This window comes from Pseudoalteromonas ostreae (assembly GCF_018069805.1).
GTDB classification, from domain to species: Bacteria; Pseudomonadota; Gammaproteobacteria; order Enterobacterales; family Alteromonadaceae; genus Pseudoalteromonas; species Pseudoalteromonas ostreae.
On the sequence record NZ_JAGPYN010000002.1, the window covers coordinates 194,696 to 210,400 of the forward strand.

Below are 15,705 nucleotides of genomic sequence, written 5' to 3' on the forward strand. Positions count from 1 at the left end.
TTTAACGCATATTTAACGATTTAATCGGTTTTCGATTAGTTCATCAACCACACTTGGATCTGCAAGTGTTGAGGTATCACCTAATTGCTCGTGCTCATTTGCAGCGATCTTACGTAAAATACGACGCATGATCTTACCTGAGCGGGTTTTAGGTAAACCTGGTGACCATTGGATCATATCTGGTGAAGCTATTGGGCTAAGCTCTTTACGAACCCAATTACGAACCTCTTTGGTTAATTCGTCACTGACCGTTACACCTTCGTTTGGCGTAAGGTAAACATAAATACCTTGGCCTTTAATATCGTGCGGGTAACCTACTACAGCAGCTTCGGCAACCGCAGGGTGAGCAACCAGTGCACTTTCAATCTCAGCAGTACCTAAGCGATGCCCTGATACGTTTAATACGTCATCAACACGGCCGGTGATCCAGTAGTAACCATCTTCATCACGGCGGCAACCGTCTCCAGTAAAGTACACACCAGGATAAGCTGAGAAGTAAGTTTGTTCAAAACGTTCATGATCGCCATAAACTGTACGAGCTTGTGATGGCCAGCTATCAAGAATAACTAAATTACCATCAACTGCGCCTTCCAGAGTGCTACCTTCAGCATCAAATAATGCTGGCGCAATACCAAAGAATGGACGGGTTGCAGAACCTGGTTTCATATCAATTGCACCTGGTAAAGGTGTGATCATGATGCCACCCGTTTCTGTTTGCCACCAGGTATCGACAATTGGGCAGTTACCCTTACCGATGCTTTCGTAATACCACGTCCATGCTTCTGGATTGATAGGCTCACCCACCGAGCCCAAAATACGTAGGCTATCGCGGTTTGAAGTCGCGGTTGGTTCATCGCCTTTAGCCATTAGAGCACGAATAGCCGTTGGCGCTGTGTATAAAATTGTAACGTTATGCTTATCAACTACTTCACCCATACGTCCTGCGCTTGGGTAAGTGGGTACACCTTCAAATAAGACTTGTGTACAACCATTAACTAATGGGCCATAAGCGATGTAACTGTGACCTGTGATCCAGCCCACATCGGCGCTACACCAAAAAATATCATCTTCTTTTAGGTCAAACACATATTCGTGAGTCATCGATGCATACACTAAATAACCACCAGTCGTATGAACCACCCCTTTAGGCTGACCTGTTGAACCTGAAGTGTAAAGAATGAAGAGTGGATCTTCTGCATTCATCGGTTCTGGTGCACAGTCTGGGGCTTGATCAGCAACTAAATCATGCCACCATACATCATGTTCATGCCATTGTACGTCGCCACCAGTTAGCTGATGTACAACAACGTGTTCAATGGTAGTAACCGACTGTTGTGCTACAGCTTCATCAACATTTGCTTTAAGTGGCACTGTATTGCCTGCACGACGCCCTTCATCTGAGGTAATAACAATTTTAGCGCCAGAATCCTTAATACGATCAGCAATTGCTGATGGTGAGAAACCACCAAAGACCACTGAGTGAATTGCACCTAAACGCGCACATGCTTGCATTGCATAAACAGCTTGCGGTGACATAGGCATGTAAATAGCAATGCGATCGCCTTTTTTCACACCGAGCTTTTTTAAACCGTTGGCAAATTTTGCCACTTCGTCATGCAGTTGTTGATAAGAAATGTGTTCACTTTGGGAAGGATCGTCACCTTCCCAGATCAATGCCGTTTTATCTGCTTTAGTTACCAAGTGGCGGTCGATACAGTTATACGAAGCATTAAGTTCGCCATCTTCATACCATTTAATACTGATATGGCCTTTATCAAAAGAGGTATTTTTTACTTTAGTAAAAGGTGTTGACCAATCGAGACGCTTACCGTGCTCCGCCCAAAAACCTTCAGGGTTATCAATAGATTGCTTGTAAAGTGTGTTATATTTATCGTTATCAACTAAGGCTGCATTCTTGATATGTGCAGGAACTGGATAGATACTTTGTGACATAGTCGTCTCCATTTTAATTACTTGCCTAAGGCCTATCTTAAGGATCACCCAGCATAGCGGGCGAAAGTATTAGACCTTAGTTGTATTATCTTTGATTTATTTCACTGTATGCTCTAATTGTTTTAAATTTCATCATTTTACACTATTAAACACAATACTAATGATATGTTTAGACTAAGACAGCAAACTTACTACCTTAGTCTAATAGACCAATAGGTAATTGAGTGAAAAGCCTACTTAATCAAAAGTGGTATCACAACACAAGTATAATGCAACAAGCAGCCCCGAATAGGACTTTGACTATGACAACAAAATCAACAGTATTAAAAACACTTACTGCCACTGCCGTATTGTGCGCGCTTTCAGCTACAGCACAAGCCGCAACCATCGGTGGCACTGATGTGACTTATGGCGGTTATATAAAACTCGATGCGATGTGGAGTGATTATTCAGCTGGTGCGCCTGCAGGAACAAATGTAGGGCGTGACTTTTATGTACCAAGTACATTAACAGTCGGTGTCGACAACAACTCTGATGCTGTATTTGATATGCACGCACGTCAGTCTCGTTTTAATTTTGGCACATCAACACTCCTCGACAATGGTAAAACCATAAGTAGTAAAATCGAAATAGATTTTCTAGCGTCTGCTACTGGCGGTAATGAACGCGTGTCTAACTCATACGCGCCACGTATTCGCCACGCATTTATTTCTTACGACAGCTGGTTATTTGGTCAAACATGGTCAAACTTCCAAAATGTTGGTGCACTACCTGAAACTCTTGATTTTGTAGGTCCAGCTGAAGGCACGGTATTTGTTCGTCAAGCACAAGTTAAATACACAACCGGCGCATGGTCTTTCTCACTAGAAAACCCTGAAAGTACAATTACAACTTCAAATGGTATGGCTGTAACCGATGATGCATCATTACCGGATTTTACGGCACGTTACACGCATGCAGCTGATTGGGGTAACTTAGTGGTTGCAGCGCTTGCTCGCCAACTTACTTATAAAGTGGGCGGCCTTGACGCTGATGAAACATCAATTGGCATTAGTGCATCTGGTATGTTTAAAGTTGGCCAAGACAACGTTAAATTTATGCTTACCCAGGGTAAAGGCTTAGGTCGTTACGTTGGCTTAAATGTTGCTCATGGTGCAGTGCTTAATGGTGATGAGCTTGATGCAATTGACTCTACATCAGGGTTTATTGCTTACCAGCACAATTGGAATAACCAATGGCGCTCAACATTCCTTTACTCATTTTTCTCAGCAGATAATAACACTGATTTGCTTACGATTACAGGTGACCCAACTGAATCTAGCCAAAGCTATAGCGCTAACATTTTATACTCACCAGTTAAACGTTTAACGTTTGGTGCTGAGTTAAAGCATGCAGAACGCGAAACTGAAAGTGGTGTTGATGGTGATTTGGACCGCCTGCAGCTCTCTGTTAAGTACGCGTTCTAAGCTAACAATAAAATTACATTACTCCCTCAAGCGGCCAAGGCCGCTTTTTTATTGCCCCGAATCAAACTCTTTATCAATTCAAGTGCAACAACCAATTGCAAATAGTTACCATTTAGATTAGTTTGTGTGCTTATTTTTAATTTTATGGAATATCACATGTCTGCCCCGCAGTTTTTACGCTTATCTAAATTAGCCGTTTTCACATCTATTGCACTAACTGGTTTAGCTCACGCAACCGAAGAGAATAACAACAATGAATCCTTTGAAAAGATAGCGGTGTATGGACAACACTATAAAAATTACATTACCGAAGATGCTCAGTCAGCAACAAAATTGGGCTTAACCATCAAAGAAACGCCGCAGTCGATCTCAGTTATATCACGCGCCTTAATGGACGATTTTTCTCTCGATGATATAAATGCAGTTTTAGAAGCAACCCCCGGTGTCACCGTTGAACAAATAGAAACAGATCGCACCTATTTTAAAGCCCGTGGTTTTGAGATTACTAACTTCCAAGTAAACGGTATGGGCACCCCGCAAGATAACGGCTCAATTCAAGGTACACTTGATACCTCTATTTTTGAAAGCGTCGAAGTTGTTCGCGGTGCAAATGGTTTGATGACAGGCGCAGGCAACCCCTCTGCAACCGTTAACATGGTGCTTAAAAAGCCCACTTACCAAACTAAAGTCAGTGCTTCTGCATCTCACGGCTCATGGAATAACAAACGCTTGGATTTAGATGCCTCAACGGCGTTAACTGAAAACCACGCCGTTCGTGTTGCGTTTACTAAACAAAAAACAGATTCATACCTAGATCGCTACAAGCAAGATAAAACGATTTATTACCTTGCCTATGAAGGCCAGCTGACCGACAGTACTATTTTATCGGTAAACTATGTAAATCAGCAAAAAGATGCAGATAGCCCTCTTTGGGGTGCATTACCGCTCTTTTATACAGATGGTAGTGCAACAAATTATGATTCTTCTACCAGCACTGCATCTGATTGGTCATACTGGAATAACACCACTGAACAAGTTTTTCTCTCTGTTGAGCAAAGCATCACTAATAGCTGGTTTATCAAAGCAAATTATGCGCATTTAGTGAATGAGCAAGATTCTGAGTTATTTTACGTATATAAAACGCCAAATAAAGAAACTGAACTGGGTTTAATCGGGCTGGCTAGTGAGTATGACCACAAAGATACACATGACATTTTTGACCTCTATGCAGCCGGTAAGTTTGACCTATTTGGCCAAGAACATGATCTTTCATTCGGTATAAATCAAGCTGACATGAGCAATAAAGACAAATCTTTATCTGACAATATTAATGGCTACCCAGTTATGCCATCTATTGTTGATTGGAATGGCACTGCTCCCACTCCCACCTTTACTGATGGCTTAAAAACAGTTGATGTAAATAATAAGCAACGTTCTGCTTATATTTCTACGCGTATTCGCGCTAGCAACTCACTCAGTTTATTAGCCGGCGTTAGCCAAGTTAACTGGCAGTCTAAAGGTATGTCGTATGGTGTTGCCAAAGATAAAAAAGCGGATAAAACCATTCCTTATTTTGGTACTGTGTACGATATTAACGATAATCTAGCAGCGTATGCCAGCTACACAGAAACATTTGTGCCGCAAACTGAGCGAGATATCAATGGTGATTACCTTGATCCAATCACAGGTAAAAGCAGTGAAATAGGCGTAAAAGCACAATTATTAGATAATAACCTGTTTGTTACCCTTGCTTATTTTGATGCTAAGCAAGTTGGCCTTGCGGTTGCAATTCCAGGCTCATCTCCAGATGATAGCCGTTTCTATAGCGCTGACGGTATAAACAGTGATGGTTTTGAAGTGGAGCTTAGCGGTAAAATTACTGAAACCCTCAGTACTAGTTTTAGTTATAGCACCATCAATATTGATGGTGATGAGCTTGTTAAGAATTATACCCCTAAAAACCAGTATAAACTTGCCATCACTCATAAAGAGCCTGAAATTGAAGGGCTCACGCTTGGCTTAAATTACCGCTGGCAAGATGACACGAAACGTATTCAGCCAATTACCGGACTAGGTGTCATACCGGTTACAAAACAAGATGCATTCGGTATCTTAAACCTGATGGCTACTTACAATATTACGGATAATGTAGGTATCTCTCTCAATATAAATAACGTCACCAATGAAAAATACATCCAAAGCCTATTCTGGTCTCAAGGCTATTACGGTGCCCCACGTAATTACGCGATTTCAATTAACTGGCAGTTATAACTCGCCAACAAAAATACAAACACATTGAGTAGGGGGAGGCTTATGCCTCATCCTACTCACTTTTTCCATTGAATATAAACCAAGCCTTCAAACTATTAGTTTGGCATCGCTACACTCGATAATGAGCTTAAGAAAGTCGGCTTGGTTTTATCCTACACACCATTACTGGCTTTCATCGGCCTAGGCTTGCTCGCTACTATTAGGTCACCTGCCAGCTTCGCTGGGCAAACAGAAAAGCCAAACTACATTGCGGCAGCTTGGCTTTTTAAATCAACCCTAAGCGTCTAATGAGTTAAACGTTAGAAGCTGTTTTTAGTCACGAAAATTTTTAAACTGGAACGGTTGCCCTAAGTCGGCACTGCGTACTACTTGCATGGCTTCTTGTAGGTCATCACGTTTTTTACCCGTGACACGTACTTCTTCGCCTTGGATCGCGGCTTGTACTTTTACTTTAGAATCTTTAATGGCTTTAACTACTTTTTTAGCCATATCCTTTTCGATACCTTGCTTTAGTGCAACATTACGGTAAACATTTTTTCCCGCACGTGAAATATCTTGCAGCTCTAAACTTGATACGTCCATACCGCGTTTTGATATTTTGCTCGCTAAAATATCAAACAACTGCATAACCTGTGAATCAGCTTCTGCTTTTAGTTTAATGGTTTTATCATTAAGCTCTATTGACGCATCAACGCCTCTAAAATCAAAGCGAGTTTCTAGCTCACGGTTGGCATTATCAACAGCATTTTTTGCTTCGTTCATTTCGACTTCCGAAACAATGTCAAATGAAGGCATAAGTCTCTCCTAGCAAGGTATTTTTAATTCAAATTTATATTGTCGATAATTATACTATATAAATTTTATAAATCTTTACACTTTTCTATGCTTTGTTCAGCTATGATACGAAATTTGTTTGATATACTGTGGCTCTATTTTTAAACGATTTAGGATTTTTCGTGACTCGGCGTGTTTATCAAACTCTATTTTTAATCAGTATTCTGGTATTTACCTTTTTGTTTGCCCGCGATTTTAGGGGCGTTGGGGTATCGTCATTGCCTCACATGGATAAGTTAGTGCATTTTACTATTTTCTTTGTTCTAGCAGCTGTGATGGTCAGAGCATTCAAGCTACCAGTATTCGTTCACCTCGTGTTATTAGCATTTTATGGCATTGCTATTGAGCTAATGCAAAGTACAATCCCTTATCGTAGCGCCTCTGTTGCTGATGTTGTTGCTGACTTTTCTGGGGCTGCTAGTTTCTTTTTGTTGTTCGGTATTTATTCTCGTTTTAAAAAGAATCAAAATGGCTAATATAATCGTCGTTGGCGATGGTGCCATTGGGCTGCTCTATAGCCATTATTTGAGTCAACAGCACAAGATTACCTTACTTACCAAACATGCTATTGACGAACCTCGTTTTTATCAACAAGCAAACGCGCCAAAACAAGCAATTAATTGCCAACTGACAAATCTGGCTCAATTATCCGAGCACGGCCAAGTCGATGTTGTTATTTTTACTGTTAAAGCATATCAAGTTGCCACCGCATTTAGGCAACTAAAGCCTTTTTTAAGCGCTCAATGCCAATTGATTTTATCTCACAATGGCATGGGTAATGTAGATGAAATAAATAGCGAACTTACAAAACAACAAGGACTATACTTTTTAACAACACGTTTAGCGGGCTACAAAGATACACCTTTTAGTGTGTTGCATACTGGTATCGGGAGCAGCATTTTAGGTGATTGTAACCAGCAAGCAAAAACACAACTCGCTGAAGTTAAAAATCTACTAAACGCTATTCCTGAATTAACAACCACAAATAATATACAGCAACTACGCTTTGAAAAATTACTCGTTAATATTGCTATTAATCCACTCAGTGCGCTGCACAATGTGAACAATGGCGCTCTGACTGCACCACAGTTTAGCGGCATAATTTTAAATATCTTAAACGAAGCCTGTACCGTAGCAAATAAACTAGGTATTAATGTGCGACTTGCTGAAGCATTGGCGAACGCCTATCAAGTGATGAGTGATACCAAAAAAAATTACTCATCAATGCATCAAGATATCGCCCATAATCGCATCACAGAAATTGATGCTATGTGCGGTTATATTTGCCAAAAAGGTAATCAACTCGGTATTAATACCCCTCACAATCAATCTTTACTCGATGCTATCAAACATAAAAAAAGCGCGATTTAACTCGCGCTTGTTATTAGTAGCCATCAAGCTTACGGGCGATAAACCTTAACATTGGCAAAGCCATTGTCATGTAAAATAAGCGCCTGTAGCTGACTCATTACACCTTTAGCACAATATAAGTAGTAGTCTTTGTCTTGTGGCAAATCACCAAACTTAGTTGCAAGACGGAAAAACGGTAAGTGCACGACCTCAATCCCCTCAATTTCAAGCGGGTTGGCGTCTTCTTCTTCCGGCGAGCGAATATCCACAACCACAGCATCAGCAGGTAAATCAGAAACTGACTCGGCCTCTTTTAACTCTTGTTTAGCTTCAACGTCAATGTCACGAATATCCATAATACGTGCGTTTTCAATAACAGTATTGAGCACATCAAAATCAAACTTTTGCTCTTCAGCTTCTACTACGGCAATTTTAGCTTTAACGGTAGGCTTTTTAGAAATCACACCACAGTATTCCGGCATAGTTTCAGCCATTTCTGCGGTGCCGATTTTACGAGCGATGTTTATAATTTCTTGCTTATCATGTTGGATCAGCGGGCGTAATATAAGCGTTTCGGTAACACGGTCAATCACACTTAAATTGGCTAATGTTTGACTTGAAACTTGGCCTAGACTCTCACCGGTAACAAGCGCTTGAATACCCATTTTTTCAGCTATCTGGCTGCCTGCACGCATCATCATGCGTTTTAAAATCACACCCATTTGGCTGTTTTCAACATTTTCTAAGATTTCAGCAACAACAGGTTCAAAGTCTACACTGATAAATTTAACTTTATGGGTTGAGCTAAACTGCTTCCAAATATAATAACTGGCTTGTTTAACGCCGATTTCGTGCGCAGCACCACCTAGATTAAAGAACAAAAAGTGAGTACGAGCGCCTTTACGGATCATTTGATAGCTGGCAACACCGGAGTCAAATCCACCGGACATTAACGACAATACATCTTCTTGGGTTGGTAGTGGGAAACCAGCCATACCATGATGGGTATGCGTTACGATATACGCTTTATCATCTTTAATTTCGAGACGAATAGTTACTTCAGGGTTTTTCAATCTGACGCTGGCACCATCTACGTGCTGATTTAACCCCCCCCCCACATAACGCTCTACATCGGTAGAGGTAAAATCATGCTTGCCTTGGCGTTTACAACGCACGCAGAATGTTTTGCCTACTACGGTTGGGCCAACCATATCTAGCGCCTTTTCGTAAATATCGTGTAGGTTTTCGTAGTTAGTTTCGGTCACTTCGATAAACTGCACGATACCGGGGATCCGCTGTAAGCCATCAATAAAATCAACACGCATTTGCGCATCATCTGATTTAGTTAGGACAGATATATTGTCCCAGTTATTTTGTACTTGTACTTTTTCGTCAAGCTTGCGTAACACAATTTTAATGTTGTTTTCTAACAACTTAGTAAAACGTTTGCGCACAGAACGGCTTTTAATGGCTATTTCAGGATGGAGTTTGACGATAAATTTAAGCATAGTTTACTCGTTAGACAATATTTAGGATTCACGCACCCACGTGTTGGGCGCGCGATTATAGCAAAAATCTAACGTCTAGGAAATAAACAAAAACCCAACACTTAGCTGGCTGGTTCAGTCTGCGCAGCAAGCGCACTATATTTCTCACGTAACAGGTTAATTTTCGGGATACTTAGCTCTGTACCAAAGGCTTTAAAAAGCGCTAATACTTTTAAAATACCATTATAAATATCTTGCTGCATAAGTTCACCGCTTAAGCGCCTCGCTTTAATATAAGGTGTCCAAAAACTGACGGTGATTTTTAACATATGAGCAAGTTCAATGGCATCTTCATCATCAATAGCGATCATCCCACCTTCGCGCAGGCCAATTACAATTTCGCGTACTTGACTTAGCAAAGCGGCTTGAAACTCAATATAGTCTTTTTTCAATACCTCGTCGCGAGATAAAATATCACCCAAGTTGTCATAGAAAAAATGAAAACGCCACATCAAATCAAATAAAGCATCTAGATACCCTGTTAAATGCACCAGTGCTTCATCATGTTTTGCCATTGGTACAAACTGAGTGTGTAAATGCTTACTATATAATGCAAAAATATGGCGAATAATGTCTTCTTTATTTTTAAAGTGATAATAAAGATTGCCAGGACTGATCCCCATATGAGAAGCGATATGATTGGTTGTGACTGCACGCTCACCATGTTGATTAAATAGCATGATGCTAGTTTTAATAATTTTATCCTTGGTACTCATATCCTGCTACTCTGGTTGTTTTATTTAAGTAAATGCTCAGAATTCACTCAGTATTATTAGCCGCGCAGTATATAGAAATCTTATCCAATAAAATACAAACTTGAAAATTTCTAACCCATAATTCGTAGTTATTGCTTATTAATGAAATTAACTCATTTACCTATATACCCAAACCAGCTCAATTTGCAGGCTGATCTAAACAACAAAGACTGTTAATATAACCCTCAAAACAATACTAAGCCGATACTTATGAAAGTCACCGCAATTTACCCTGGCACCTTTGATCCATTAACTAATGGCCACACAGATCTGATCCAGCGGGCAGCAAAAATGTTCGACACTGTGATTGTTGCAATCGCTCACAATCCTAGTAAAAAACCCTGCTTTAGCCTAGATGAGCGGGTAGCAATTGCTAATAGTTTACTCACTCATTTAGATAACGTCAGCGTGATCGGTTTTTCTGGATTATTAGCTGATTTAGCACGCGATCATAGTGCGAATGTGTTGCTCCGAGGAATTCGTGCGGTGTCTGACTTTGATTATGAGTTTCAGCTTGCCAATATGAATCGTCGTTTAAATCCTGATTTAGAAAGTGTTTTTTTAACCCCAGCTGAAAAGAACTCATTTATCTCTTCAACCCTAGTTAAAGAAGTCGCGCGTCATAAAGGCGATGTCAGTGAGTTTGTACACCCCATTGTAGTAAAAGCATTACAGGAAAAGTTACACGGATGAAGTTAAATATCTATTTAAGCACCCTAGTTGTGATTGCCACACCCGCGTTTTCATCACCTTGGATTGAAAGTGACGACCCTTTATTACGAGCCTCAATTGAGATGCTCTTTAACCAAGGCGTGATTAAACAACCGATCAATAGTTATCCCTTGATGTGGCAAGGCATTGCCAGAGATTTAAATACTATTGAAAGCAGCAGTTTATCAACACAAAGTCGATTTGCTTATCAACACGTAAAACATGCCTTAGAGAAAGCTAAACAAGGCAATAGCTCTGGTGTGAGGATTAACTACAATAGTGAGCCGGCTTTGCAACAAAGCTTTGGCAAACGCGATCAACAAAAAAGTGGTATAAATAGCTATGGCTCCATCACAGGCGACCGTGTTAGCGCCAAAGTCAGTGTTAATTATGCTGATGAGGCACTTGATGATGAACACATAAACTATCATGGCAGCTACTTAGCAGTATTAATGGGCAATTGGTCTGTTAGCGCCGAACAAGTAAGCCATTGGTGGGGGCCAAGTAACGACAATGCGTTACTACTGTCGAATAATGCCGCACCAATGAAAGGGCTAAGAATTAACCGTGCTAACACCCAATATGTCGGCCCAAGTTGGTTATCATTCATTGGTAACTGGCAGTTAACTGGTATTTACGCAAAACAAAAACCACATTTAAGTCATGGTGAAAAAGGCGACTACTGGGCTATGCGCTTTGCCAGCACACCACTTCCAGGACTTGAGGTTGCATTTAGTACCGCAAGCTCTGATTATTTAACCAATACAGAAGTAAATCCTAATACGCTGGAAGTAATAACAAATAAGCAACGCTTAACCAGCTTAGATGCCAAATACTCAACCACTATAGCAGAGCAACCAATTGCATTTTACACCGAGATAATGGGAAAAAATGACAGTGGCTTAGCGCCAAGTGATGCTTTTTATACAATTGGCGTTGAGAGCTTTTTTGGCGACCAAGAGCAACTACTAAAAACCTATTTCGAATATTCAAATACACAACAAGATTGTACAGCCCAACTTAGTTGTGACGATGCTAATGAAGCATTTATTAATTATGCCCAAGCCTATAATCATAAAGATCGGTTAATTGGCTCTGCAACACCACAGCAAAGTAAATCAGCAGTATTAGGGGCGCATTATCATACTATGAACGGTTATGGTGGCTATGCGAAGTTACGTTGGTTTGAAACTGACATCACCGATTTAACCCAAGTCACTGAAAAGCTTGAACGCTTACAATTAGAGCTTGGTTATCAGCAGGCTATTTTTAGTGGTTTATGGAAGATCAGCGGCTCAGTGTATAAAGACGAACTTGCTAACGAGTCTGATACCAACAGCGCATTAAAAACCAGCTGGGAATACCGCTTTTAAATTTTCGAAACGCAGGCCTGATGTTTATTTAGGCCTTTGATTACCCTAGCCTTTCTTAATAATTTGCTTAAGCCTAAAAAATCTTTATTTATAGCTAAGGCTGTTATCATCACCACATCGCATATATTAATGCCAAAAGAATAAACAGACCAGAGCCACCAAGGCTCAGAATTTGATCGCACATAGATATCGCAATAAATTGCGGCAATTAAAATAGCATTTAAGATAAGCCCACACAATATAGCAATTAACTGGAGAGGGGCTAATCTTTTGATATCTGATCAACAACCCAATGCAAGTAAGAATGAGTAAATCGTATATAAACTAGTTCAAATAAATAATAGATACTAAAGGGAGGTGTTCACTCGTTATATAAGAAAGCGCCATTATAAATGAAAATAGTACTATGCTTTTATTGGAGTTATTTATGTACAGTACCCTATTTAATAAAAAGACCATTAAGAATCCCCACTCGATAAATACACCGATGTACGGACCAACTACGTCATTTATAAACATAAGCTAAATGGAGTGTTTTACGTGGTGTGTTTTAAATAATGCTTTAATTGCATTTTTAAGCCTAATTAAACCTAAAATGTCACGATCGACAATCAAGGCTACTATCATTGTAAAATCAATGATATTTACACCAAAAGAGTATACATCCCAAAGAATCCATGGTTTTGTATTTTCAATGATATGCAGATCATAGTACATGCAAAGGAAAAGAAATGTATTCGCCAAAAGGCCGATAACTACATATACAAATGCAGGACTTTTTAAGCTAGCCTTTACTATAAATGCACCCGTTAATATTAGGCTTAATGTTGCTATATCATACAGAGCCCACTGTAGATATATTTCTGAATTTTCAAACCAAGTAAATAGGTGATCACTAACAAAATAAGAAATAAAAGCAACAAAAGAGGTAATTAACAGTACTTTATCTCGCTTTAAATCAGCAAACCATAAAAATAAATTAAAAAAGAAAGCCATCATGAAGCCCCAAACTACTAGGGCCCCTAACGACAAACCAAAATGCTCTGTTAAATACATCTGTCACTCATAAGAATCTATCTAGGGCGTTTATCTGGGTCTAATACAATAATCCCACCGCCACGTTGAATTTCAGCTTCGCCTTTTGATGCTAGCAAAGCTTCTTGAGATATAGACACTGTATCAGATTGTAAGGTTTTATTGCTAGCGCTTTGTTCAAGTGCTGGCTTTGATTGTTGCATATTATTATATGCTTGCATTTGCAATTGGTTATTAGCAGTAATTTGCATTAGATTAATCCTTTCAATAAATGTTGAATAAATGGCTCATTAAATAAACCACTGTTTTTAACGCTCTGATAACTTCTTGGCGCTTATAAGATGAACACACACTGAGTCATCGTACACTTTTATAGCAAGCAATTACCGATCCAACATTTTAGAAAGCGATCTTTTTTGATATTTAATTTGGTACAACATATCCCACACAACAGGTCATACCAGGTAAGATAAGGCATAAAAAAACGCACAGGGGTAACCGTACGTCTTTTACATCCAGGGATTTCTAGGCCACGTTTTTACACGGGATCTCCGCATTACTACTTAGCTTCAAAATAAATTCCATTGCGACTTCATCGCAATTGTCTCTGCGTAAACACAGTTCACAATCTTTCATTACCTTTTCCGGTAAGCTATCTTTCGTACAGAATGTGAAACCTTGCTTTTCAAAGAAATCAGGTACTCGCGTCAAAACAATGATGCGATTGAGTGCCAATTTTTTGGCTTTAACTAATAAATGTTCAACTAACTGACGACCTTGCCCAGTAATACCTGTTTCAGGATCTATCCCTAGCGAGCGAATCTCAGCAAGGCCTGTATCGTAAATGTAAAGCGATGCGCAGCCCGAGACTTTTCCAGCCACTTCAGTTACTGCAAACTCATTAATTGAGTGCACCATGTCGCTTTTAGCACGCGGTAGATTTTCACCTACTGTAGCCCAGTGCTGGATCAGCTTAGCTATCGACTCAACATCATCAAGATTGGCATCACGAACCGTTATTTGCTGTTTTTTTTTGGCATCTTTAACTGCAACTGTAACTTGCTCTAATGATGTACCACCTAGTGCTTGACGCGCTTTTATACATGCGTCTATCTCGAGTACAGCATATACGTCCGGTGCAAAAATACTATGCACCGATTGGAATTGTTCTAAACTTAAATCTTCTAAGTTACTCCCTTGTGCGATAGCCATTTGTACCAATACACCAACAATATGATGACCTTCCCTAAAAGGGATCCCTTTAGCTACTAAGTAATCGGCAAGTTCGGTGGCATTTGAATGCCCGCCTTTAGCTGCGGCTAAAGTACGCTCACCGTTAACTTTTACGCCTTTAATGCAGGCTTGCGCCATATGAATACAGGCAAGCCAGGTTGGCATTGCATCAAACAAACCTTCTTTGTCTTCTTGCATATCTTTATTATAAGCAAGCGGTAGTGCTTTTAATGTCATCATCATGGCGCTAAATGCACCAAATACACGCCCCGTTTTACCACGAATAAGTTCTAATGCGTCTGGGTTTTTCTTTTGTGGCATTAGTGACGAACCAGAGGTCACGTTATCAGCCAACTCAATGAAACCCGCTTCACCTGAGTTATAGAAGATCAGATCTTCTGCCATACGTGATAAATGAATCATAGAAATTGATGCACAACTTAATAGCTCAACCACAAAATCACGATCTGATACGGCATCTAAACTATTTTTAGTCGCAGCGGTAAAACCTAGCCCTACGGCAAGTGTTTGCCGATCAATTGGGTACGCAGTACCGGCAAGAGCACCACTGCCTAATGGGCAAAAGTTCATCCGCGCTTTTGCATCGGCTAAACGACTTTCATCACGTTCGATCATTTCAACATACGCCATACACCAATGACTAAATAGTAATGGTTGAGCACGCTGTAAATGGGTGTAACCTGGTAAAATAGTACCCAACTCACGCTCAGCCAACGCGATAAACTCACCTTTTAACTGACCAAGCGCCGCAAGTAAGTGATCTGCGGTATCGCGACACCATAAACGAAAATCAGTGGCGACTTGGTCGTTACGGCTACGTCCGGTGTGAAGCTTTTTAGCTAAATCGCCTACTTTTTCGATCAAAGCAGCTTCAACATGAGAGTGGATATCTTCAGCTCCTGACGTTGCCACCGCTTGTGGATCCGCTTTTACTTCGTCGAGTAATTCATTTAATGCCGCTACCAGTGATTGATGCTCACTACTACTTAGTACATCAACTTGCTTTAGGGCCCCAGCCCAGGCAACAGAGCCGACAATGTCTTGCTCTGCTAGTTGATAATCAAAGGGAAGTGAGTCGTTAAATTGTTTAAACGCCTCATCTGGACCCGTAGAAAAACGTCCGCCCCATAATGCCATGAAATCTCTCCAAACCCTT

13 protein-coding genes are annotated in these 15,705 nt (G+C 40.3%); 6 read left to right on the top strand and 7 right to left on the bottom strand.

Going from position 1 to position 15,705, the window contains the following annotated elements:
• Positions 1-12: 12 nt before the first annotated feature.
• On the bottom strand, positions 13-1,953 hold the full coding sequence (acs, locus tag J7338_RS02090; RefSeq protein WP_210795183.1) for an acetate--CoA ligase: 1,941 nt from the start codon (positions 1,951-1,953) through the stop codon (positions 13-15).
• 302 nt (positions 1,954-2,255) lie between these two features.
• Here acs and J7338_RS02095 point away from each other — a divergent pair, with 302 nt between their 5' ends.
• Both J7338_RS02095 and J7338_RS02100 read left to right on the top strand, forming a co-directional pair.
• Positions 2,256-3,419, top strand: a complete 1,164-nt coding sequence (locus tag J7338_RS02095) for a DcaP family trimeric outer membrane transporter (protein ID WP_210795185.1) — start codon at positions 2,256-2,258, stop codon at positions 3,417-3,419.
• A gap of 156 nt (positions 3,420-3,575) precedes the next feature.
• On the top strand, positions 3,576-5,690 hold the full coding sequence (locus J7338_RS02100) for a TonB-dependent siderophore receptor (protein ID WP_210795187.1): 2,115 nt from the start codon (positions 3,576-3,578) through the stop codon (positions 5,688-5,690).
• 312 nt (positions 5,691-6,002) lie between these two features.
• Here J7338_RS02100 and J7338_RS02105 read toward each other — a convergent pair whose 3' ends face one another.
• A complete protein-coding gene (locus tag J7338_RS02105; RefSeq protein ID WP_145235145.1) occupies positions 6,003-6,485 on the bottom strand; it encodes a YajQ family cyclic di-GMP-binding protein in 483 nt (160 codons plus the stop codon).
• Positions 6,486-6,646: 161 nt separating this feature from the next.
• On the opposite strand from J7338_RS02105, the gene J7338_RS02110 reads away from it, so the two are divergent.
• The gene (locus tag J7338_RS02110) at positions 6,647-7,000 is read left to right on the top strand and encodes a VanZ family protein (RefSeq protein ID WP_210795189.1); all 354 of its coding nucleotides are present in this window, start codon (positions 6,647-6,649) and stop codon (positions 6,998-7,000) included.
• Positions 6,993-7,895 carry a ketopantoate reductase family protein gene (locus tag J7338_RS02115; RefSeq protein ID WP_210795191.1) on the top strand — a complete coding sequence of 301 codons (903 nt, stop codon included), beginning with the start codon at positions 6,993-6,995 and terminating at the stop codon, positions 7,893-7,895. Before J7338_RS02110 ends, J7338_RS02115 begins: the two co-directional genes overlap by 8 nt.
• Positions 7,896-7,924: 29 nt before the next feature.
• On the opposite strand, the gene thiI is transcribed toward J7338_RS02115, so the two are convergent.
• Both thiI and J7338_RS02125 read right to left on the bottom strand, forming a co-directional pair.
• The gene (gene thiI / locus J7338_RS02120; protein ID WP_210795193.1) at positions 7,925-9,382 is read right to left on the bottom strand and encodes a tRNA uracil 4-sulfurtransferase ThiI; all 1,458 of its coding nucleotides are present in this window, start codon (positions 9,380-9,382) and stop codon (positions 7,925-7,927) included.
• Positions 9,383-9,483: 101 nt separating this feature from the next.
• Positions 9,484-10,137 (bottom strand): TetR/AcrR family transcriptional regulator, encoded by a 654-nt coding sequence (locus J7338_RS02125; RefSeq protein WP_210795195.1) that lies wholly within the window; start codon positions 10,135-10,137, stop codon positions 9,484-9,486.
• Between the two features lie 249 nt (positions 10,138-10,386).
• Between J7338_RS02125 and coaD the strand changes: the two genes are divergently transcribed.
• Positions 10,387-10,869 (top strand): pantetheine-phosphate adenylyltransferase, encoded by a 483-nt coding sequence (coaD, locus tag J7338_RS02130; RefSeq protein ID WP_210795197.1) that lies wholly within the window; start codon positions 10,387-10,389, stop codon positions 10,867-10,869.
• On the top strand, positions 10,866-12,260 hold the full coding sequence (locus J7338_RS02135) for a capsule assembly Wzi family protein (protein ID WP_210795199.1): 1,395 nt from the start codon (positions 10,866-10,868) through the stop codon (positions 12,258-12,260). Before coaD ends, J7338_RS02135 begins: the two co-directional genes overlap by 4 nt.
• 522 nt (positions 12,261-12,782) lie before the next feature.
• Here the strand turns inward: J7338_RS02135 and J7338_RS02140 are convergent.
• The 3 genes from J7338_RS02140 to argH form a co-directional block, all read right to left on the bottom strand.
• Entirely contained in the window at positions 12,783-13,316 is a 534-nt protein-coding gene (locus tag J7338_RS02140; protein WP_210795201.1) for a hypothetical protein, read from the bottom strand.
• 17 nt (positions 13,317-13,333) lie between these two features.
• Entirely contained in the window at positions 13,334-13,546 is a 213-nt protein-coding gene (locus J7338_RS02145; protein ID WP_210795203.1) for a hypothetical protein, read from the bottom strand.
• A 274-nt stretch (positions 13,547-13,820) separates the two neighbouring features.
• The gene (gene argH, locus J7338_RS02150) at positions 13,821-15,686 is read right to left on the bottom strand and encodes an argininosuccinate lyase (protein WP_210795205.1); all 1,866 of its coding nucleotides are present in this window, start codon (positions 15,684-15,686) and stop codon (positions 13,821-13,823) included.
• Between the last annotated feature and the right edge of the window lie 19 nt (positions 15,687-15,705).

Excerpts from the sequence above, each read along its gene's own strand:
- coaD (WP_210795197.1), top strand. The coding sequence starts at position 10,387 with ATGAAAGTCACCGCAATTTACCCTGGCACCTTTGATCCATTAACTAAT.
- J7338_RS02105 (WP_145235145.1), bottom strand. The coding sequence starts at position 6,485 with ATGCCTTCATTTGACATTGTTTCGGAAGTCGAAATGAACGAAGCAAAA.
- J7338_RS02145 (WP_210795203.1), bottom strand. The coding sequence starts at position 13,546 with ATGCAAATTACTGCTAATAACCAATTGCAAATGCAAGCATATAATAAT.
- J7338_RS02115 (WP_210795191.1), top strand. The coding sequence starts at position 6,993 with ATGGCTAATATAATCGTCGTTGGCGATGGTGCCATTGGGCTGCTCTAT.
- thiI (WP_210795193.1), bottom strand. The coding sequence starts at position 9,382 with ATGCTTAAATTTATCGTCAAACTCCATCCTGAAATAGCCATTAAAAGC.
- argH (WP_210795205.1), bottom strand. The coding sequence starts at position 15,686 with ATGGCATTATGGGGCGGACGTTTTTCTACGGGTCCAGATGAGGCGTTT.
- J7338_RS02135 (WP_210795199.1), top strand. The coding sequence starts at position 10,866 with ATGAAGTTAAATATCTATTTAAGCACCCTAGTTGTGATTGCCACACCC.
- J7338_RS02140 (WP_210795201.1), bottom strand. The coding sequence starts at position 13,316 with ATGTATTTAACAGAGCATTTTGGTTTGTCGTTAGGGGCCCTAGTAGTT.
- acs (WP_210795183.1), bottom strand. The coding sequence starts at position 1,953 with ATGTCACAAAGTATCTATCCAGTTCCTGCACATATCAAGAATGCAGCC.
- J7338_RS02100 (WP_210795187.1), top strand. The coding sequence starts at position 3,576 with ATGTCTGCCCCGCAGTTTTTACGCTTATCTAAATTAGCCGTTTTCACA.
- J7338_RS02125 (WP_210795195.1), bottom strand. The coding sequence starts at position 10,137 with ATGAGTACCAAGGATAAAATTATTAAAACTAGCATCATGCTATTTAAT.
- J7338_RS02095 (WP_210795185.1), top strand. The coding sequence starts at position 2,256 with ATGACAACAAAATCAACAGTATTAAAAACACTTACTGCCACTGCCGTA.